The organism is Pseudooceanicola marinus (genome assembly GCF_020177265.1).
Classification (GTDB): Bacteria; Pseudomonadota; Alphaproteobacteria; order Rhodobacterales; family Rhodobacteraceae; genus Pseudooceanicola; species Pseudooceanicola marinus_A.
Map to the genome: position 1 here is coordinate 521,626 of NZ_JAIVMC010000001.1, position 20,597 is coordinate 542,222.

Below are 20,597 nucleotides of genomic sequence, written 5' to 3' on the forward strand. Positions count from 1 at the left end.
ACAGATGGAACTCATCAACGCATTGGTGGCGCTGACCAATTACGTCATCATCCCGGCCACGGCCTATGGGGCGCAGCTGGCGCTCGGGGCGCTCGGGGTGACGCTGATCTACTCGATCCTGCGCTTCTCCAACTTCGCCCATGGCGACACCATGGCCTTCGGTACCGCCGTGGTGATCCTGATCACTTGGGGCCTTCAGGCCATGGGCATCTCCTTCGGGCCGCTGCCAACGGCGCTGATCGCCCTGCCCTTCGGCATTGCGGTGACGGCCCTGATGATGCTGGGCACCGACCGGGTGGTCTATCGCTACTACCGTCGCATCCGCGCCCAGCCGGTGGTGCTGGTCATGGTTTCAGTCGGCGTGATGTTCGTGATGAACGCCCTGACCCGCTTCCTGATCGGCGTCGACCAGATCAACTTCGCCGATGGCGAACGCTTCATCATCTCCGCCCGAACCTGGAACCAGATGACGGGCATGCGCGAGCCGCTGACCCTGCGCACCACCCAGGCGATCACCGTCGTCACGGCGGCGATCACTGTGGTGGCGCTGTTCTGGTTCCTTAACCGCACCCGCACGGGCAAGTCGATGCGGGCGTTTTCCGACAACGAGGATCTGGCGCTGCTGTCCGGCATCGATCCTGACCGCGTGGTCAAGGTGACCTGGGTTCTGACGGCGGCCCTGGCGACGATCGCCGGCACGCTCTACGGGCTCGACAAGTCGTTCAAGGCCTTCACCTACTTCCAGATCGTCCTGCCGATCTTCGCCTCCGCCATCGTCGGCGGCATCGGCAACCCGGTGGGCGCCATCGTCGGCGGGTTCATCATCTCCTTCTCGGAGGTCGGGCTGACCTACGCCTGGAAGAAGGTGGCGGGTTACCTGGTCCCCGCGTGGGAGCCCGACGGCCTCGTCCAGCTCCTGTCGACCGACTACAAGTTCGCGGTCAGCTTCGTGATCCTCATCCTCGTGCTGATCTTCCGTCCCACCGGTATCTTCAGGGGGAAAGTGGTATGAGCCCAACTCGTCAACCGGGCGACACCAGCCCGCTGCGCGCACCGCTGTTCTTTGCCATCCTCGCCCTGCTGATCCTGCTGGAGGGGCTGACCACGGGCTGGAACTCCGCCCTAGGCATCCTCAACATGGGGCTGATCTCGGCCATCATGGCGCTTGGCATCAACCTGCAATGGGGCACCGCCGGGTTGTTCAACGCCGGCGCCATGGGGTTCCTGGCGCTTGGCGGCCTGGCGCCCGTGCTGATCTCGATGCCACCGACGCCCGGAGCCTTTGCCGCGGGCGGCATGGGCATCCTCACCGCCTTCGTCGTGGCAACCATCGCCCTGGTGTTGTCGGTCGTCACCTGGCGCCGCATGCCCAAGGGCCGCGCACGGGGGCTGGCGGTCACGGGCATCCTGCTGGTCGGCTTCTTCGTCTATCGCGCCCTCTTCGACCCGGCCGTCACCGCGATCGAGGCGATCAACCCTTCCGCCGCCGGCAACCTCGGCGGGCTGGGTCTGCCCACGCTGATCTCCTGGCCCGTGGGCGCCCTGCTGGCCGCCGGCGCGGCCTGGCTCGTCGGCAAGACAGCCCTCGGCCTGCGCTCGGACTATCTCGCCATCGCGACCCTGGGCATCGCCGAGATCATCGTCGCCGTGCTGAAGAACGAGCAATGGCTGGACCGGGGCGTGCTGAACGTCAACGGCATCCCGCGCCCCTGGCCGGTGCCCTACGAGATCGACCTGCAGGCGCGCCCGGGCTTTGCCGAGAAGGCCCAGGCCTGGGGGCTGGATCCGACGCTTGCCTCGACCCTGCTGGTGAAGCTGGCCTTCCTGGCGCTTTTCATCGTGGTCATCCTGCTGCTGATCTGGGCCTCGGAAATGGCGTTGAAATCGCCCTGGGGCCGAATGATGCACGCCATCCGCGACAATGAGATCTCGGCGGCTGCCATGGGCAAGAACATCACCCGCCGTCACCTTCAGGTCTTCGTGCTGGGCTCGGCGGTGATCGGGCTGGCGGGCGCGATGATGATCTCTCTCGATGGGCAGATGACACCCTCCTCCTACAATCCGCTGCGCTACACCTTCCTGATCCTTGTCATGGTCGTGGTCGGCGGCTCGGGCAGCAACTGGGGCTCGGTGCTGGGCGGCGTGCTGATCTGGTATCTCTGGGTCAAGGCCGGCGACTGGGGGCCGGAGATCATGCAGGTGGTCATGGGTCCGGTGCCCGAGGGCGATTTCAAGACCCACATGATCAACTCCGCCGCCCATATGCGGATGCTGTTGATGGGGATCCTGCTGCTGCTCGTGCTGCGCTTCAGCCCGCGCGGTCTGCTGCCGGAGAAGTGAACCGCGCCAGCGCATGAACAAGAAAGGGGCCTACCGGATCGGCGGGCCCCTTTCTCTTTTCCACGATTGCGGCTCTTACCAATAGGCGGCGGCATAGACCTCGCGCTTGCCCAGCCCAGCCTCGGTCAGCCCTTCGCGCAACCCGGCGATGGCCGCACGGGGACCGGCCGCGAAGACGAAGCGATCCTCGGCGGGCACCTCTGCCCCGGCCAGGGTCGCGGCGAAATCGGGCCCCTCGGTCACGACCCACTGGACCTCCAGCCCCGCCGGATGATCCAAGGCCTGACGATCACCTGCGTCGGGCACAAACAGCACCGCGCGCCCCCGCGTCTCCTCGGGCAGCAGCGCCAGAAGCCGCGCGATGACCGGCACGGCGGTCGCATCCCCCATGAACAGTTGCCAGCCTTCGGCCCGTCGGCCCTGATCGCCGCCCGGGCCGGCCAGGATGACCTCGGCTCCTGGTGCCAGCTGCGCCGACCACTCCGTCACCGTGCCGCCCTCGTGCAGCACGATGTCGAAATCGAGATGCGGCACGCCGCCTTCGGTCCACAGGTTGCGAACCGTGTAGACCGGACGATGCCAGGCGGCGGCCCCTCCGGGCCAGACTGTGACCCCGTTGTCGTCGACCCCAGGCCAGCCGGCGCCCTCGGGGCCGAACAGCAGGCGAAAATGGAACCCCTCCGCCTCATCGAAGCGCGCCAGCTCAGGTCCCGCCAGCGTCACCCGCCGGAAGGTGGGCGAGATCCGTTCGACCCGCGCGACCCGTGCCAGCGACTGGTTGGCCGGGCGCGACACGGGGCGCTCCCCTTCCCATTCCGGGTTCAGCCCGCGCTCCATCAACTCCTCGGTCAGGTAGTCGCGCAGCGCCTGCAGGTCGGAGGCGGTATCCGATTCCACCCGCATCCGTGCCGCTTTCCCCTGCCCGCTGACACTGAGGACACCGCCGATCATCTGCACGCGCAGCCGGTTCTCCGTCTCGGTGAAGGCCATGTCCCACTCCTGCGCCTGGGCGCGGATCACCTTGCGCAGCGCCTGCGCCGGCACCTTCAGGTCGGTTTCCACATGGATCATCGGCGTGCCTCCTCTCGTTCGTTCGCGCGCAGGCCATGGCGGCCCAGCGGGATCATCAGCGGGCGCCCGCTGACCGGATCGTCCATCACCCGCGCCTCCAGGTCAAAGACGGCGCGCAGCATCGTTTCGGTCAGGACCTCCCCGGGGGCACCCTCGGCATGGATCTCGCCCGCGCGCATCGCCACCAGCCGGTCGGCATAGCGGGCGGCCAGGTTCAGCTCGTGCAGGACCATCACGATGGTCGTGCCGCGACGGCGGTTGAGGTCGGTCAGCAGGTCCAGAACCTCGACCTGGTGATTGACGTCCAGGTAGGTCGTCGGCTCGTCCAGCAGCAGCACCTCGGTCTGCTGGGCCAGGGCCATGGCGATCCAGACCCGTTGGCGCTGACCGCCCGACAGGGCCGCGACCTCTCGCTCGGCCAGGGCATCGGTGCCCGTGAGTTCCAGCGCCTCGGCCACGGCGGCCTCGTCCTGGGCCGACCAGCCGCCAAAGATACCCTGGTGCGGATGGCGCCCCCGGCTGACCAGATCCAGCACGGTAATCGCCTCCGGCGCCTGGGGGGCCTGAGGCAGCAGACCGAGCCGGCGGGCCAGCGCGCGGGGGGCCGTGGCATGGACGGAGGTCCCGTCCAGCAGCACCTCGCCCGACTCCGGCGTCAACAGCCGAGACATGGCGCGCAAGAGCGTGGACTTGCCGCAGGCGTTGGCGCCGACGATGGCGGTGATCTGGCCCGGCGCGATCTCCAGGTCGATCCCCTTGAGGATGCGCGCGCCGCCATAGCCTGCGGCCAAGGCGCGGATGGACAGGCTTTCGACGCTCACAGGCCACCTCCGGTTCGATTGCTGCGGATGATGAGGAAAAGCAGGTAGGGCGCGCCCAGCACGCCCGTGACGATGCCGACGGGATAGCGCGCGGGCAGCCAGAACTGCCCGGCGTAATCCGCCGTCAGCACCAGAACCGCCCCGACCAGCGCGGCCGGCAGCAGCAGCGATCCGTCCCGCCCAGTCATCCGCGCCGCGATCGGCCCCGACAGGAAGGCGACGAAGGCCACCGGCCCGACCATGGCGGTGGCCACGGCCACCAGCCCCACGGCGGCCACCACCACGGCGGCACGGACCGCGCCGGTGCGCACGCCCAGCCCCGCGGCCGTTTCGTCGCCCATGCGCATGACCTCCAGCGCCGGCGCGGCGATCAGCAGCACGCCGCCGCAGATCGCCAGGGCCGCCAGCAGTGGCAGCGCCTGCTCCAGCTGGACGCCGTTCAGGCTGCCGGTCATCCAGCGCATGGCGGCCTGCAAGGTCCAGCTTTCGGCCTGGGACAGCATGTAGGCGGTCAGGCTTTGCATCATGCCCGACAGCCCGATCCCCACCAGGATCAGCCGCGCGCCCGCCACGCCCTGGCGCCAGGACAGCAGGTAGATCAGCAGGGCAATGCCCAGACCGGCGGTCACCGCGACCACGGCCACGGGCAGCCCCGCAAGCCCCAGAACGGTGATGGCAAAAACCGCCGCGGCGGAGGCGCCGGCGCTGATACCGATAATGTCGGGGCTGGCCAGCGGGTTGCGCAGCAGGGTCTGGAAGGCGGCGCCCCCCATGCCGAAACTCAGCCCTGCCAGCGCGCCCACCACGGCCCGCGGCAGGCGCAGTTGCAGGACGGTGAAACCCGCACCGGGCACCGCCTCGCCTCCCAGCACCCGCAAGACCGTGGCGGGCGGGGTGAAGCTCTGCCCGAGCGACAGGATCAGCGCGCAAAGCGCCAGCACCAGCATCGCGCAGAGCCCGAGGAACCGCAGGCGCCGCGTCAGCCGCGCGCGGCGCTGCCGCTGGATACCCGCCGCCCCGCTCACAGCGCCGCCACCCGGCCGCGCCGCACGATCCAGATGAAGACCGGCCCGCCGATCAGCGCGGTGACGATGCCCACGTCGATCTCGGACGGGCGTGCGACGAGGCGGCCCAGCACGTCGGCGCCCGTCAGCAGCGCCGCGCCGGTCAGCGCGGAGGCAGGCAGAACGCGGCGATAGTCGCCGCCCAGGATAGCGCGGCAGGCGTGCGGCACGACGAGGCCCACGAAACCGATGGGTCCGCAGGCCGCCGTTGTAGCCCCGCAGAGCAGGATCGCGCCGCCCGCGGACATGGCCCGCGCAACCGCCACGCTTTCGCCGAGGCCCGTCGCCGCCTCCTCGCCCAGGGCCAGCAGGTTCAGCCGCCGGGGCGAGGCCAGCACGATCACCCCGCCCAGCACCAGCGCGGGCAGCACCGGGGTGATCTGCGAAAAGGTCGCGCCGCCGACGCCGCCGACCAGCCAGGATTGCACCAGCCCGCCGATGTCGGCCCGCGGCAGGACGACGGCGGTGGTGAAGGACACCAGCGCGGCGGTGACAGCCGCCCCCGACAGCGCCAGCTTCAGCGGTGTCGCGCCCCCGGCGCCAAGCGCCGCGATCAGGTAGACGATGATACCGGCGCCCCCCGCGCCCAACACGGCGGTCCCGATGTACAGCGCGGCACTGTCGATGTTGAACCAGGCGATGCCGATGACGATGGCCAGCGCCGCACCCGCATTGACCCCCAGAAGCCCCGGGTCGGCCAGCGGGTTGCGTGTCACGCCCTGCATCGCGGCCCCGGCCAGCCCAAGGGCTGCCCCGGCCAGCAGGGCCATCAGCGTGCGCGGAATACGGGCGGCGACGGCGGCCTGGCCGATGGTCTCAACCTGGCCTTGCAGCGCCGACAGGATATCGGCCAGTGCCACGCCACGCGCGCCCAGCCCCACCGACAGCATCGCCGTCAGCAGGACCAGCGCGGCGATGCCCAGCATCGCCCTGCGGCTCTGCGTCCGCGTCCCTGTCATCGCTGCACCCTCATGCCGGTCGGATCACTCCGCCCCGGCCAGCGCCGCGGAAAGCTGCGCGGCGTAGTCGTCCAGCACCCAAGGCAGCGATAGCGGCGTGGGATTGGCCGCCGTGCCCATGGCATCGTTGCCCAGAAGAACAAGCCCGCCCTTGGCCACCGCCGGCAGATGCGCCGTCAGCGCATTCTCCGCCAGTCCCGCGCGCAGATCCTCGCCGCCGTAGGTCACCAGCAGGTCCACGTCGTCCAGCAGGTCGATCCGCTCGGCGCTGATCTCGCCCGCGAAGGCGCCGCTTTCGGCGGTCTCGGCGATGAAGGCGGGCGACGTCAGCCCCAGGTCATGGAAGAAGCGCACGCGCGGGTCGTTGTCGGTGTAAAAGGAGATCCGGCTCAGGTCCGTCGGCGCGAGGTGGGTGACGAACATCGCGGTCTTGCCCTCGAACTCGGGATGGGCGGCACGGGTCGCGGCGATCTCCCCCTCGATCCGGTCGATCAGCGCAGTGCCCTCCTCGGCCATCCCCATGCCGGCGGCATTCAGCCGGATCATGTCGCGCCAGCCGGTGGCCCAGGGGCCTTCGGGAAAGGCGACCACCGGGGCGATCATCGACAGGGTGTCGTAGTCCTGCCGGCTGAGCCCGGAATAGGCCGCCAGGATCACGTCGGGCTGGGTCGCCGCCACGGCCTCGAAGTCGATCCCGTCGCCCTCATCGTAAAGGCGCGGCACCTCGGCGCCCAGTTCATCCAGCGCGGCCTTCACCCAGGGCAGCAACCCGTCGCCATCCGCATCGCCGAAATTGGCCGCCGCCATGCCCACGGGCACGACGCCCAGGGCCAGGGGCACCTCGTGGTTGGCCCAGCTGACCGTCGCCACGCGCTGCGGCCTGGCCGGGATCACCGTCTCGCCGTAGGCATGGGCGACCCGCAGCGGAAACTCCTGCGCCATGGCGCCCGGCGCCAGGGCGGTCAGACCAAGGGCCAGTGAAGACAGGCAAAGGGCGCGGCGAGACAGGCGCATGAGGGGGCCTCCAATGTTTACTTTTTCGCTCAGATACGTGCCAAACCCCAGCATAGCAAGCATCTGGCGCGCCCCGGCCAAGGGTTTCCCGGCGCTTAGGCGGTAATTCCGACAAAATGCGTAAGTTTCTTCTATACGGGCTGAGATCCAGTCGCTAGATCCCCGTGCCGTGACCGACGGCTTCACTCCCGCTTCGGCCCGCAGCCATTCCGACGCCTCCGCCTCGGCCAGCCATCCTGCCCTCTCATGTCACGAAGGAGCTCCCCGAGTTGACCCTGTTCCCCGTTTCCACAGCCCCGAGCCGCGCCACGCTGCTGCGCGCCGGCTGCGCCACCCTCGCCCTTCTGGCCGCCCATCCCGCGCTGGCCCAGCAGGCCGCCCAGGACGATGACGGCGCCTTCCGCCTCTCGCCCATCCACGTCGATGGCACCGCCGAGGCCGATGACGACGCCGACAACACCGTCGCCCGCGAAATGTCGGTGGGCGGCAAGGTCGCGACCAGCATCCAAGACACGCCCGCCTCCGTCTCGGTCATCACCGAGAAGGAGATCGAGATGCGCGATGCCGACACGCTGGAAGAGGTGCTGCAGTATTCGCCCGGCATCCACACGGACTATTACGGCACCGACGACCGCAACGACTACGTGCAGATCCGCGGCTTCGCCGCCACGACCTATCGCGACGGCATGACCCTGGGCACGATGCGCGGCATGCGCGAAGACCCCTATGCCTACGAGCGGGTAGAGGTGCTGCGCGGCGCCAACTCCACCCTCTTCGGGCCGGCGGATCCGGGCGGGTCGATCAACTTCGTCTCCAAGACGCCGAAATTCGAGAGCTTCGGCACCGGCTACCTGACCTTCGGTTCCTTCGATCACAAGGAGGTCGGCGTCGACTTCGGCAACGTGCTGAACGAGGCGGGCACGCTGGCCTACCGCGTCACCGCGCGGCGCCAGGACAGCGATCTGGAATACGATCACTCGCAGGACGACCAGACCCTGCTGATGGGGTCCATCGCCTGGGAGCCGACCGACTACACGCGCCTCAGCCTGGTGATCGACCACGTCGATCGCGACGGCACCCCGAACAGCGGTGGCTACCCGCTGGACCGCGAGTACAGCCGTGACGACTTCTTCGGCGAGCCCAATTTCAACTTCCACGAAGTCGAGCGCACCAGCGGCACCCTGATGTTCGAACATGAGTTCATGAACGGGCTGAAGCTGAACGCCAACCTGCGCTACAGCGACTACGACAACAACTTCGGCTACGTCTACCTGACCGATGAGGCCGGGCGCGTCGGCGACATGGTGGATCGTGATTTCTTCGGCACCGACAGCCATGCCGAGGAATGGATCGGCAACGTCATCGTGCAGTACGACGCCGCCTTCGGCCGTTTTGAAAGCAACACCCTGGCCGGCCTGGAATTCCGCGAGGCCGAAACCAGCTCCTCGTCGATCTACGGCGATGCCGGCGCCATCGACGTCACCGACCCGGTCTACACCGGCGGTCCGGTGAACCCCGTGCCCTATACCTCGGACGAGACCGAGCAGAGCACCCGGGCGCTCTTCGTGACGCAGAACCTGTCCTTCGATGATCGCATCATCGGCACGATTGGCCTGCGCCGCGACTGGCTGGACCTGGAAAGCGCCACCGGCAGCGACGACTTCGACGAAACCTCGATGCGCGCGGCGCTGACCTACAAGTTCACCGATGAGGTCTCCGCCTACGCTTCCTACGTGGAATCCGTGGCACCGCCCTCGATCGGCACCACCCCGGAACGCGGCGAGCAGTACGAGATCGGCGTGAAATACGCCCCCCTCGGCTCCAACGCGCTGTTCTCCGCCTCGGTCTACGACCTGACGCGCAAGGACGTGACCATCGCCGTGGTCCAGCCCGGCGGCGGGATCGAACGGGAAACCGTCGGCGAGAACCGCGTGCGCGGCCTCGACCTGGAAGCGCGGATGGAGATGACCGATCGCTTCACCCTGATGGCCTCCTATTCCTACCTCGACAGCAAGGTCACCGAAGGGACGCTGCGTGACGGCACGCCGCTGGATGGCAACCGTTTCACCCAGGTGCCGGAAACCATCGCCTCGATCTATGGTACCTACACGATGCCCGGTGCGGGCCGTCGTGGCGACATGACCCTGGGACTGGGCGCGCGCTACATCGGGTCCTACTACTACGATGCGGCCAACACCGGCAAAAGCGATGACGCGCTGCTGTTTGATGCCTCGGTCAGCTACGAGGTGGCCGATCAGACCGATCTGCGCCTGAACGTGTCGAACCTCTTCGACGAACAGCACGTCGTGGGCTCGGGCACCGCGGACTACTACAACCCGGGCCGCGAGGTCGCGGTGACCCTGGCGAAGTCCTGGTAACACGCCCCTGCGCCAACAGATCGGGCCCATCCCTCCGGGGGTGGGCCTTTTTCGTTTCAGCGAAAGTAGGCGGGATCAGCGGGCGCGCAGGTCGCGCAGCCAGGCGGCAGGGGTCGTGCCCTCATGCTGGCGGAAGACGCGGGTCAGATGCGCCTGATCGGAGAATCCGAAACGCGAGGCCACCTCGGTCAGCGAGCAATCCTCGATCAGCAGCGCTTCCTTGACGCGGCCTATCCGGTGTTCCTGCTGCCACTGCACGGGGGTCTTGCCGGTGGTCTTCTTGAAGGCCTGGCTGAACCAGTTGGGCGACAGGCCGACGGCATCGGCCAGGGTGGCATTGCTGATGCGCGCGCCGCCCTCGGCCTCGAACAGCTGGCGGATGCGGCGCATCTGTGCCGGCGTCAGGCCGCCTGCGTGCAGGACCTGGCGGTCTTCCTGTTCGGGCAGTTCCACCAGCCCGGTCAGCAGGGTCAGCGCCAGGTTCTCGGCAAAGACCGGGTGGCGTGACGGCGCGAAGACTTCGTCCCGCAACGCCTCACCAATGGCGGCAAGGGCGCCGATGTCCTGCACCTCGACCGGGTGGGACAGCACCGACAGGGTTTCCTCCGCGCCGATCAGCGGCGTCAGCCGTTCGATCAGCCAGCTGCGTTCCAGGTGCAGATCGAGGTGGGAGAAGTCATGGGCGGAGGTGAAACGGGTCCACATCGGCGTGCCGGCGGGGGCGAAAACCGCGCGCAGCATGGGGCGCGACGCCTCTGCCTGCGTCCGCTTCCCCTCGCCCATGCGGATATGGCCGGAGACATCGTTGAAGAACAGGATGATGCGCGGATCGGGCGAGGTGTAATAACCCGTCGCGCCCGCGTCGCCATGGGCCTCCCAGAAGACCGCACACATGCCGTCAAAGGCTCGCCACCGCACCGGCGCGGTGCTGTGGATGCCTTCGGTGCGACAGGTCATGGCATGCAGAAACGGCATCGGACGGGTCCTGGGGACAAGGCGGAGGGAGGACATCGGGGATGGCTGCCGGTGCGATCACGCCGCGCCCGGTGGCTGGGGACAGAGAGTTAGACCAATGCGGCGGGGCCCGCAAGCCATGCGGGCCGGACCGCCCCGTCAGAGAAGCGCGATCAACCCGAGGGCCAGAAGGATCAGCCCCGACAGCGACAGCACGACGGCCGCCACCACGCGCGGCCCGGCGGCCAGCACGGCGCGGGCATCCACGCCCAGACCCAGCCCCGCCATGGCCAGCAGCGTCAGGGCCGAGGCCCCCTGTTCGAGCGGTGGCAGTGCAGCCGCAGGGATCGCCCCCGCAGAGCGCAGGCCGGCCATCGCCAGGAAGCCCAGGATGAAAAGCGGCGGGATCAGGCGAGACGCCATCGAACCGGCGGGCGCCGCGCCGCGCGTTCCGGGCAGCAGGGACAGGACCAGGCAGATCGGCCCCAGCATCACCACCCGCACCAGTTTCACCAGCGTGCCGACCTGCACCGCCGCCGCCCCCAGGGGCGCCGCCGCCGGCAGGACCTGCGGCACGGCGTAGACCGTCAGGCCGGACAGGATCCCGTAGTCCACCGCGCCCAGGCCGGCCATGTGCCCGACCAGTGGCAGGCCCAGCACCACCGCCACCCCCAGCACCGCGGTGAAGGCGATGGCCGCGCTGACATCCTCGCGCCGGGCGCCGATCACCGGGGCGACGGCGGCGATGGCGGAATTCCCGCAGATGCCATTGCCGCAGGCGATCAGCAGCGCCATGCGCCAGGGCAGGCGCAGCATCCGACCCAGCAGGAAGGCCCCCGGCACCGCCAGCACGACCAGCGCCACGATCCCCGCCAGCAGGCCCGGCCCGACAGACAGCAGGGTCTGCGCGCTGACCGAGGCGCCCAGCAGGACGATTGCCAGCTCCAGCACCCGCCGCGCGGCGAAATCGCTGCCTGCCTGGGCCCGCGCGGGCAGTCCCCAGACGGCGCGAGCCAAGGCCCCCAGCAGGATCGCCAGCACCAGCGGGTCCAGCCATTGCATCCCGAACAGCGCCGCTTCGGCCCATCCGAGAAGCGCCGCGACCCCGGCCACGACCGCCGCCAGGCCCAGCCCCGGAAGCACGGCCCGCACCCGACAGGGCGCGGGTGCCTCGGGGACAAGGAAGGTCAGGGCATGGGACAAAGGGACGGCTCCTTGGCTGCGGACATGCCCAAGAATGGCGCCGGAAGATCAATCCTTCAAACGAAATGGTTTTGTGATAATGATCGGGCATTGCGATGAATGAGGCCCGACATGACCCCGGAACAGCTGCGCGTCTTCGTCACCGTGGCGGAGATGCAGCATGTCACCCGCGCCGCCCGCGCGCTGAACATGACGCAATCCACCGCCTCGGCGGCCATCGCCGCGCTGGAGGCGCGCCATGACGTGACCCTGTTCGACCGGATCGGGCGCGGCATCGTCCTGACCGAAGAGGGGCGCGCCTTCCTGCCGGAGGCCCGCGCCGTGCTCGCCCGCCTGGCGGAGGCCGAGGCGATGCTGGCGGACACCCGCGGCCTGGCGCGCGGCCACCTGCGGCTGGTGGCCAGCCAGACCATCGCGGGCTACTGGCTGCCGCCGCGCATCGCCGCCTTTCGCGCCCGCCATCCGGGGATCGAGATCAGCCTCGACCTCGGCAACACGCGCGAGGCGACGGCGGACGTGCTACAAGGCCGTCTCGACCTGGCGCTGGTGGAGGGAGAGGTTGACGACCCGCGCCTTGAAAAGCGCCGGATCGGCGAGGACCAGCTGCGGCTGGTCTGTGCCGCCGATCTGGCCGGGCAGATCACGCCCAAGACGCTGGACCGGGCCGACTGGGTGCTGCGCGAGCCTGGTTCCGGCACCCGTTCCAGCGCCGAGGCGGCACTGGCGGCGCTTGGCCTCGACCTGCCCCGGCGCAGCGCCGGGCTGGTGCTGCCCTCGAACGAGGCGGTGATGTCGGCGGTGGAGGCCGGCGCCGGGGTGACGATCCTGTCGGCGCTGGTGGTGGCGCGGTCCCTGGCGACCGGGGCGCTGCACGACTGCGGCCTGGCGCTGCCGCCGCGCCCCTTCTTCGCCCTGCGCCACCGCGATCATCACCTCAGCCGGGCGGCGCAGGCCTTTCTGGACCAGCTGGACGGGGCGCCGGGCGCCACGTCCTGAGCCGGATCAGACCGCCAGGAAGCCGCCATCGACGGGCAGGACCGCGCCGGTGACCATGCCTGCGTCGGAGGACAGCAGCATGGCGATGCTTTCAGCCACCTCTTCCGCCTCGGCGAAGCGGTTGACCGGATGGCGCACCATCATCGGTTCGGATTTCACCGGGTCCGCCCAGGCGGCGGCGGCCAGTTCGGTCAGGGTGATGGTGGGCGCGACGCAATTCACGCGGATGCCATGCGGGCCCAGCTCCTTCGCCATGACGCGGCTGGCGCCTTCCAGCCCGGCCTTGGAGGCCGCGTAGCACAGGTGATCCGGGAAACCGCGATGCCCGGCGATGGAGGTGATGTTGACGATGGCCCCGCCACCGCCGGCGGCAACGCGGGCGCGTCCGAACTCCTGACAGGCGATCAGGGCGGCGCGCAGGTTGATCCCCATCACCGCCTCGTAGCCCGCATCCGACATTTCCAGCGTGCTTTCCAGGACGTTCACCCCGGCGCTGTTGATCAGGAAGTCCGCCGGCCCGGCCTCGGTCATGGCGGCGCGGGTCGCCTCCGGATCCTGCAGGTCGACCTGGACGGAGCGGCTGCCGACCTCCGCCTCAAGGCTGTCGAGGTCGGCCTGGGTGCGGGTCAGGGCGACGACTTGGGCGCCGCGAGCGGCCATCAGGGTGGCGCAAGCGCGGCCAATGCCCTTGCCGGCCCCGGTGATGATGACTGTCTTGCCGGAGAATTGCATGATCTCGGATCCTTGTGCTGTGGCGGACGCGGGCGAGGCGTCCCTTATGCGAAAACCTTGTGCGAAAGAGGCGCGGCGGGTCAGCCCGCCTCGGCCTGGCGGATTTCACGGGCGGTGCGTTGCAGGGTCAGAAAGGCGTCGTTGCGCGCGCCGTGCAGGGCCGCGATGGCGCCGCCCGCAGGCTGGCAGGTGGCGGCGATGCGTGACATGGCGGGCATGGCCGTCTGCAGATCCGGCTGCGCCCCGGCGGCCACGGCCCCCAGCATGGCCGAGCCCAGCAGAACCGGCTCGGCGCATTCGGTGACCTCCACCGGGCGGCCCGTGGCGTCGGCCAGGATCTGCCGGGTCAGCGGATGGGTGCCCGCCCCGCCAGAGACGGAAATCGTGTCGATCGGCGCGCCCTGCGCCGCCTGCGTCTCGATGATCTGGCGCAGGCCGTAGCCCAGCCCGCAGACACCCGCAACGTAGAGCGCAACGAGGCTGTCGACGCCCTGTTCCATTCCCTGCCCCGCGATCACCGCCCGGGCCTGCGGATCGGCGAAGGGCGCGCGGTTGCCGAGGAACTCGGGCACCACATGCAGCCCCTTGGCCAGGCGCACGGCCTCGGACGGGTCGCCCGCCAGTTCCAGCGCGCGGTCCGCGAGGTAGGGCACCAGCCCCTTGCCCGCGGCCTGCGCCAGCCGTTCGGCCTCCGCAGTGGCGGGGTGCAGGGTGACCAGCTGGGCGATGGCGGCGCCGGCGGCGCTCTGCCCGCCCTCGTTCAGCCACATGCCCGGCACCATGGCCGAATAGTACGGCCCCCAGACGCCGGGGACGAAGGCCGGATCGGCGGTGGTGGTCATGGTGCAGGAGGACGTGCCGAAGACATAGCCCAGGCAGCGGGTCGCATCCCCTGCCCCTCCGCTGGCCGCGACCGTGCCGATCCCGCCCGCGTGGGCGTCGATCAGGCCGGCGGCCACGGCGGTGCCGGGCGCCAGGCCCAGGGCAGCGGCGGCCTCCTCGGTCAGCCCGGCGCCGAGCGCGGTGCCCGGATGGACGACGCTGGCACCGATGCGCGCGAAGTCCTCGTCGGCCAGGTCGCCGAGGCCGATGGCGCGGAAATAGTCGGGGTCCCAGCGATCCTCATGGGCCAGGTAGGTCCACTTGCAGGTCACCGTACAGGCCGAACGGTCCAGCGCCCTGGTGGCGCGCCAGGTCAGGAAATCGGTCAGGTCAAAGAAATGCCGGGCCGCGTCGTAGACCTCGGCACGGTTCTCCTTCAGCCAGAGCAGCTTCGGCGTTTCCATCTCGGGGGAGATGCGGCCACCGACGTATTTCAGCACGTCATGCTGGCCCGCGTTGATCCGCGCGGCCTGATCCAGCGCCCGGTGGTCCATCCAGACGATGATGTCGCGTTCCGGGTGATCGGGATCGCCCACGGGCAGCCCACCCTCGGGCCCCTGCACCACCAGCGAACAGGTGGCGTCGAAGCCGATGCCACGCACTGCGGACGGCGCGGCCCCCGCCTGCCCCATGGCCTCGCGCACCGAGGCGCAGACGGCCTCCCAGACCTGGGTCGAGCTTTGCTCGACGTGGCCCGCATCGTTGCTGTGCATGTCGATGTCGCGTTTCGCGGTGGCCAGCAGTGCGCCCGCCGCGTCGAAGACCCCGGCCCGGGCGGAGCCGGTGCCCACGTCAACGCCGATGAACAGATCCGCCATGGATCTTCCTCCTCAAGTTCACGGGGCGGCGCGGGGGTGAGGCTCCCGCACCGCCCCTATCCCGTCTGCCCGGGGGATGGACCCGGGCGCGGCAGGATCACATCCGCTCGAAAGCGGTCGGCATGATGATGATGTCGCGCGCGGTCACCTGGCGCTTGCGCGTCAGCATGAACTCAAGCGCCTCGGCCACCTCTTCGGGATCCATCAGCGCGCCGGCCTCCTTGGCCTTGCGCAGGTTCTCCTCCGGCCAGTCGGCCAGCAGGGCGGAGACGACGGGACCGGGCGAGATCTGCGCGACCTTCACACCATAGGGGATCATCTGCCGGCGGATGCCCTGCAGGAAGCTGGTGATCGCCCATTTGGACCCGGAATAGACCGGTTCCCAGTAGGCCGGGTAGTGGCCGGCGATGGAGTTGGTCACGACGATGTCGCCGGTCTTGCGCTCCATCATGTGGGGCATGACCGCGTTGATGTTCTTCATCACCGCGTTGACGTTGAGGTTTAGCATCTTGTCGATGGCCGCGCTCTCCGCCTCCCAGAAATCACCACCGAGGTAGGCCCCGGCGTTGCAGTAGAGGATATCGATGTGATCGACCTTCTGCAGGATCTCGGGGACCATGGCGTCGCAGCTGTCGGCGTCCAGCAGGTTGGTGACCTGGGGGATGGCCCGCTCGCCCAGGCGGGCGACCAGATCGTCCAGCGCCTGCTGGTTCCAGTCGACCATGACGACGGTGCAGCCGCGACCCAGAAGCATTTCCACGGCAGCCAGCCCGATGCCGGAGGCCGCCCCGGTGACCACGGCGACCTTGCCGTCCAGAGATTCAGACATTCGTTTTCTCCTAAGACAATGAGAAGCTCAGCGCGCGAGACGGCCGCCCCGTAGGCCAGGCCCCGGGGCGTGCCGCCTTACCATTCGCGGCCGATGTAGATGGCCAGCAGGATGATCGCGCCCTTGATGACGTCCTGCATGTAGGGGTTGATGCCCATCAGGTTCAGGCCGTTGTTGAGGATCCCCAGAAGGATCGCGCCGATCAGCGTACCCAGGATCAGGCCGCGCCCGCCGGCGATGGCGGTGCCGCCTAGGACCACCGCGGCGATGGCATCCAACTCGAATCCCACGCCGGCATTCGGCTGGCCCGACATCAGGCGGCCCGTCAGGATGATCGCGGCCAGGGCCGAGGTCAGCCCGGAGATGCCGTAGACGGCCAGTTTCACCCACTGGGTCTTCACGCCCGACAGCTTCGCCGCCAGTTCGTTGCCGCCGATGGCGTAGACATGGCGGCCGAAGGGCGTGCGTTGCAGCAGCACCCAGGCCAGGGCGTAGATCACCACCATGGCGATCACCGGCACCGGCACGATGCCGACGCGACCGATGCCGAACCAGGAAATCCAAGACGGGATGCCCGAGATCGGGTAGCCGCCCGAGTACAGAAGGCCGAAGCCGCGGGCGATGCCCATGGTGGCCAGGGTCACGATGATCGCGGGCATCCGGCCCCAGGCGACCAGGGCCCCGTTGAACAGGCCAAGGCCCATCCCGACGCCCAGCCCGGCCAGCAGCGCGATCCACCCCGGCAGCCCGGTGTTGACCATCAGCCCTGCGGCGATCGTCCCCGACAGCGCCATCACGGCGCCCACAGAAAGGTCGATCCCGCCGGTCAGGATGACGAAGGTCATGCCGACGGCCAGGATCCCCACGATGGAGACCTGCCGCAGCACGTTCATGATGTTGGACACCGAGAAGAAGTTCTCGGAGGCGAAGCCCATCAGGATCGAGACGACGATCAGCCCGATCAGCGGCAGGGCCAGCGGAGAATGGAGGATCCAGCCGAAGCTGATCCCCCCCTTCTTGCCGCTGTCGGCGGTGTTTGCGTTATGCGACATTCTGGACCCTCCCGGTCGTGGCATGGGTCATGATTTCCTCGGAATTGATACTGTCGCCCTCGACGGTGGCGACGATGCCGCCCTGCCGGAAGACGCAGACCCGGTCGGACATGCCGATCACCTCGGGCAGTTCGGAAGAGATCATGATGATGGCGTAGCCCTTCGCGGTGAATTCGCGCATGAGCTGGTAAATCTCGGCCTTGGCGCCGACGTCGATGCCGCGCGTCGGCTCATCGAAGATCAGCACCTTCATCTGGTGGTTCAGCCAGCGGGCAATGACCACCTTCTGCTGGTTGCCGCCCGACAGCGTGTCGACGCGCGCCGTGGCGCCCTGCGCCTTCACGCGGACCTGGGCCATGGCGGCCTCGCTGTCGGCCATCTCCTTCTTCAGGTCGATGAACCAGTGGTACTTGCGGTACTTGCCGTAGTTGTTCAGCGAAATGTTCTGCAGGATGGAGAAGCTGGTGATCAGCCCCTGTTCCTTGCGGCTTTCGGGCAGCAGGCCGATGCCGTGGGCCAGCGCCTCGGCGGGTTCGCGGAACCGCGTCTCCTCGCCGTCGACCAGCACCTTGCAGCGGGTCGCTGGGAAGGCGCCCAACATGGCCAGCGCGGTTTCGGTGCGGCCCGACCCGACGAGGCCGGCAAAGCCCAGGATCTCGCCCTCGCGCAGCTCGAACTGCGACACGGGGCCGTTCTTGCGCAGCTGCACCTCTTCGCATTCCAGCATCACCTTGGCGCCGGGCCGCGGCCCGGGCTTCTCGGGGAAGCTGTTCTCGATCCGGCGGCCCACCATCATCTCGACCAGCCGGTCGTTGTCCACGTCCGACACGTTGCAGTCGCCGACAAACTCGCCGTCGCGCAGCACGGTGATGCGGTCGCAGATCTCGAAGATCTCTTCCAGGTGGTGGGAAATGAAGATGATCGCGACGCCCTGCTTGCGCAGCTCGCGCATGACCTTGAACAGGTGCTCGACCTCCGACGGGGTCAGCGTGGCGGTCGGTTCGTCCAGAACCAGGATGCGGGCGTTCAGCGACAGCGCCTTGGCGATCTCGACGAACTGCTGTTCTGCCACCGACAGCTTGGTGATCGGCACGTCCAGCGGCAGGTCGACCTCCAGCCGGGCCAGGATTTCCTTCGAGCGCTCGCGCATCGCGCGGCGGTCCAGCAGGCCCAGCTTGTTCTTCACCTCGCGCGCCAGGAACATGTTCTCGACCGCGGTCAGATGCGGGATCAGGCTGAATTCCTGGAACACGATACCGATGCCGGCCTCGATCGCCTCGTCGTAATTGGCGAACTTGCGTTCCTCGCCCTCGATGCGGATCGTGCCCTCCGTGGGCTGCAGGATGCCGGTGAGGATCTTCATCAGCGTCGACTTGCCGGCGCCGTTCTCGCCCAGCAGGGCGTGCACCTCGCCCGCGCGGACGTCCAGATCGACGCCGTGCAGCACCTGGATATTGCCGAACTTCTTCTTGATGCCGGTGAGTTGCAGCATGACGCCTCTCCGCTTGGGTCTTTTTGGGGAAAGCCCCCGCGCCTGGGCACGGGGGCTTCCGGGAAGCTCAGCTTACCAGCTGAAGTCTTCGGCGTTGGAGGCGTCGACGACCCGCACGTCGATCGGCACTTCGGTGGGAACCACGCGGGCGCCCCATTTCTGGGCCAGCGCCATGGCCAGGCCGACGCGGACCTGGTCACGCGGGAACTGCGCGGTGGTCTCGATGAAGGGCGTGCCCTGGGCAATGGCGGCCACCGCTTCGGGGGCACCGTCGACCGACGTAAGCTTGATGTCGCGGCCCGAGCCCTGGATCGCGGCCAGCGCGCCCATGGCACCACCGTCGTTGACCGAGAAGATGCCGGCCAGGTTCGGGTTGGACTGGATCATGTTCTCGACCACGCCAAGCGCGACCGAGCGGTCCTGACGGCCGTTCTGGGTGGTGACCAGCTCGATCCCTTCATATTCCGCGAAGGCCGCTTCGCAGCCCTCGACGCGCTGCAGGATCGGCACGACGGGGATGCCGTCGAGGATCGCCACTTCGCCCTCGCCGCCCAGCTCTTCGGCCAGGTACTTGCAGGACTGGTAGCCGGCGTCGCGGTTCTTGGAGCCGACGAAGGTGTCGACCGGGCCGTTGGCATTGGCGTCGACGGCCACAACGATCACGCCGGCGTCCTTGGCCATGCGCACCGCGGCTTCGATGCCGGCGCTGTCGGTCGGGTTCAGAAGCAGGATGTCGATGTCCTGCTGCAGCATGTCCTCGACGTCCGAGATCTGCTTGGCCACGTCATGACCTGCGTCGGTCACCACGACCTCCGCGCCCAGGTCGTCGGCCGCTTCCATCAGGGCTTCCTGCATGGAAACGAAGTAGGGGTTGTTCATCTCCTGGAACGTCATGCCGATCTTCAGGCCATCGTCCTGCGCCATGGCGGGGGCGGCGGCGGTGAGGGCGAGTGCGGTTGCCGAAACAGCTCCGAGGTATTTTTGCATCTGAGTTTCCTCCCAAGGTGGCGGCAGGGAAGACCTGCCTGTTTCCGGGCGGCACCTCGCCACCCGAATTCGTGAAAATCGTTTGTCGGACAGGCCCTGCCCGCGGCCCCTACTCCGTCGTCGAGAACACACCGTTCGCGGCGAAGGTGGTGCGGAATTGCGAGGGCGACATGCCTTTCAGTTTCAGGAAGTGACGGTTGAAGTTGGAGAGGTTGGAGAAGCCGACATCGTAGCAGATCTCGGCCACCTTGGCCTCCGGCTGGGTCAGGAGCATCTGGCAGGCCAGATCCACCCGAAGTTGGTTCTTGTAGCGCACCAGGGTCGATCCGGTGTGCCGCTTGAAGGCGCGGGAAAAGGCGCTCTGGCTCTGGTTGACCAGCGCCGCCAGGTCCCGTTCGTCGATGTTCTCGGTCAGGTTCTCGCGCAGGTAGGCGATGGCGCGATTGACGCCGCTTTCGTTCAACTCGGCCAGGTCGAGCTCGTAGCTCAGGCTGGCCAGCACCTCCGGCTCCGGCGCGCGCGCCAGGATGTCCAGCACCTGCCAGAAGAGGCTGAGGCGGCGCAGGCCGGTGGCTTCAATCAGGTCGACCATCAGCGGCTTGACCCGCGCGGCCGTCGCCTCGTCGAAGAGCAGGCCGCGGTGACTGCGGTCCAGCAGCGGGCGGATCGCCTCCATCTCGGCCATGGCGTCCATCGCGGATTCGATGAAGGCCTCGGGAAACTGGATGACCAGCGAGCGTTCGGGCACCACCTGCCCCGGCTCGATGTCGGAAATCCAGTTCTGCGGCAGGTTGGGCCCCGTCATGATCAGCTGACCGGGGCCGAAGCTGCCGATGTGATCGCCGATGTAGAAGGTGCCGTGGGTGTCGACGACGAGATGAATTTCGTATTCCGGATGGTAGTGCCAGCGCACCGTGCGGAACGGGTAGCCGTGCATCCACGCGGCGAAACTCTCGCCCTTGCGCACGTGCACCAGTTCCAGATCGGGTTGCATCCAGGTCTCCT

General features: G+C 68.4%; 18 protein-coding genes. 4 read left to right on the plus strand and 14 right to left on the minus strand.

The genetic code is table 11. The annotated features are described in order from the left end of the window. Positions 1-4: 4 nt before the first annotated feature. Positions 5-1,012, plus strand: a complete 1,008-nt coding sequence (locus LC066_RS02440; RefSeq protein ID WP_224896392.1) for a branched-chain amino acid ABC transporter permease — start codon at positions 5-7, stop codon at positions 1,010-1,012. Then, positions 1,009-2,340, plus strand: coding sequence for a branched-chain amino acid ABC transporter permease (locus LC066_RS02445; RefSeq protein WP_224896393.1), 1,332 nt, complete (start codon positions 1,009-1,011; stop codon positions 2,338-2,340). Before LC066_RS02440 ends, LC066_RS02445 begins: the two co-directional genes overlap by 4 nt. Positions 2,341-2,415: 75 nt before the next feature. Here LC066_RS02445 and LC066_RS02450 read toward each other — a convergent pair whose 3' ends face one another. The 5 genes from LC066_RS02450 to LC066_RS02470 are packed head-to-tail and all read right to left on the minus strand — an operon-like array spanning position 2,416 to position 7,269. Then, positions 2,416-3,411 carry a siderophore-interacting protein gene (locus tag LC066_RS02450; protein WP_224896394.1) on the minus strand — a complete coding sequence of 332 codons (996 nt, stop codon included), beginning with the start codon at positions 3,409-3,411 and terminating at the stop codon, positions 2,416-2,418. After that, positions 3,408-4,232, minus strand: coding sequence for an ABC transporter ATP-binding protein (locus LC066_RS02455; RefSeq protein WP_224896395.1), 825 nt, complete (start codon positions 4,230-4,232; stop codon positions 3,408-3,410). Before LC066_RS02455 ends, LC066_RS02450 begins: the two co-directional genes overlap by 4 nt. Continuing rightward, complete coding sequence (locus LC066_RS02460) at positions 4,229-5,257, minus strand: FecCD family ABC transporter permease (RefSeq protein ID WP_412103222.1); 1,029 nt, start codon at positions 5,255-5,257, stop codon at positions 4,229-4,231. The genes LC066_RS02455 and LC066_RS02460 overlap by 4 nt, the downstream gene beginning before the upstream one ends. Next, positions 5,254-6,255 carry a FecCD family ABC transporter permease gene (locus LC066_RS02465; protein ID WP_224896396.1) on the minus strand — a complete coding sequence of 334 codons (1,002 nt, stop codon included), beginning with the start codon at positions 6,253-6,255 and terminating at the stop codon, positions 5,254-5,256. The genes LC066_RS02460 and LC066_RS02465 overlap by 4 nt, the downstream gene beginning before the upstream one ends. A 24-nt stretch (positions 6,256-6,279) precedes the next feature. Next, complete coding sequence (locus LC066_RS02470) at positions 6,280-7,269, minus strand: iron-siderophore ABC transporter substrate-binding protein (protein WP_224896397.1); 990 nt, start codon at positions 7,267-7,269, stop codon at positions 6,280-6,282. Positions 7,270-7,538: 269 nt separating this feature from the next. Between LC066_RS02470 and LC066_RS02475 the strand changes: the two genes are divergently transcribed. Then, positions 7,539-9,647 (plus strand): TonB-dependent siderophore receptor, encoded by a 2,109-nt coding sequence (locus LC066_RS02475; protein WP_412103223.1) that lies wholly within the window; start codon positions 7,539-7,541, stop codon positions 9,645-9,647. Between the two features lie 75 nt (positions 9,648-9,722). On the opposite strand, the gene LC066_RS02480 is transcribed toward LC066_RS02475, so the two are convergent. Then, complete coding sequence (locus LC066_RS02480) at positions 9,723-10,622, minus strand: helix-turn-helix domain-containing protein (RefSeq protein ID WP_224896398.1); 900 nt, start codon at positions 10,620-10,622, stop codon at positions 9,723-9,725. Between the two features lie 138 nt (positions 10,623-10,760). Then, the gene (locus tag LC066_RS02485) at positions 10,761-11,804 is read right to left on the minus strand and encodes a YeiH family protein (RefSeq protein ID WP_224896399.1); all 1,044 of its coding nucleotides are present in this window, start codon (positions 11,802-11,804) and stop codon (positions 10,761-10,763) included. A gap of 111 nt (positions 11,805-11,915) precedes the next feature. Here LC066_RS02485 and LC066_RS02490 point away from each other — a divergent pair, with 111 nt between their 5' ends. After that, positions 11,916-12,800: a LysR family transcriptional regulator gene (locus tag LC066_RS02490; protein ID WP_222474517.1), complete on the plus strand. Its 885-nt coding sequence runs from the start codon at positions 11,916-11,918 to the stop codon at positions 12,798-12,800. A 6-nt stretch (positions 12,801-12,806) separates the two neighbouring features. Here the strand turns inward: LC066_RS02490 and LC066_RS02495 are convergent, their stop codons facing one another. The 7 genes from LC066_RS02495 to LC066_RS02525 form a co-directional block, all read right to left on the minus strand. Then, positions 12,807-13,532, minus strand: coding sequence for an SDR family oxidoreductase (locus LC066_RS02495; RefSeq protein ID WP_224896400.1), 726 nt, complete (start codon positions 13,530-13,532; stop codon positions 12,807-12,809). A gap of 80 nt (positions 13,533-13,612) precedes the next feature. Beyond that, positions 13,613-15,232, minus strand: coding sequence for an FGGY-family carbohydrate kinase (locus tag LC066_RS02500; protein ID WP_224896401.1), 1,620 nt, complete (start codon positions 15,230-15,232; stop codon positions 13,613-13,615). Between the two features lie 97 nt (positions 15,233-15,329). Further along, positions 15,330-16,061: an SDR family oxidoreductase gene (locus tag LC066_RS02505; protein ID WP_222474520.1), complete on the minus strand. Its 732-nt coding sequence runs from the start codon at positions 16,059-16,061 to the stop codon at positions 15,330-15,332. A gap of 77 nt (positions 16,062-16,138) precedes the next feature. Further along, complete coding sequence (locus tag LC066_RS02510) at positions 16,139-17,113, minus strand: ABC transporter permease (RefSeq protein ID WP_222474521.1); 975 nt, start codon at positions 17,111-17,113, stop codon at positions 16,139-16,141. Beyond that, positions 17,103-18,605: a sugar ABC transporter ATP-binding protein gene (locus LC066_RS02515; protein WP_224896402.1), complete on the minus strand. Its 1,503-nt coding sequence runs from the start codon at positions 18,603-18,605 to the stop codon at positions 17,103-17,105. Before LC066_RS02515 ends, LC066_RS02510 begins: the two co-directional genes overlap by 11 nt. Before the next feature lie 72 nt (positions 18,606-18,677). Continuing rightward, complete coding sequence (locus tag LC066_RS02520; protein WP_224896403.1) at positions 18,678-19,592, minus strand: ABC transporter substrate-binding protein; 915 nt, start codon at positions 19,590-19,592, stop codon at positions 18,678-18,680. A 109-nt stretch (positions 19,593-19,701) separates the two neighbouring features. After that, entirely contained in the window at positions 19,702-20,586 is an 885-nt protein-coding gene (locus tag LC066_RS02525; protein ID WP_222474523.1) for an AraC family transcriptional regulator, read from the minus strand. Positions 20,587-20,597 lie beyond the last annotated feature (11 nt).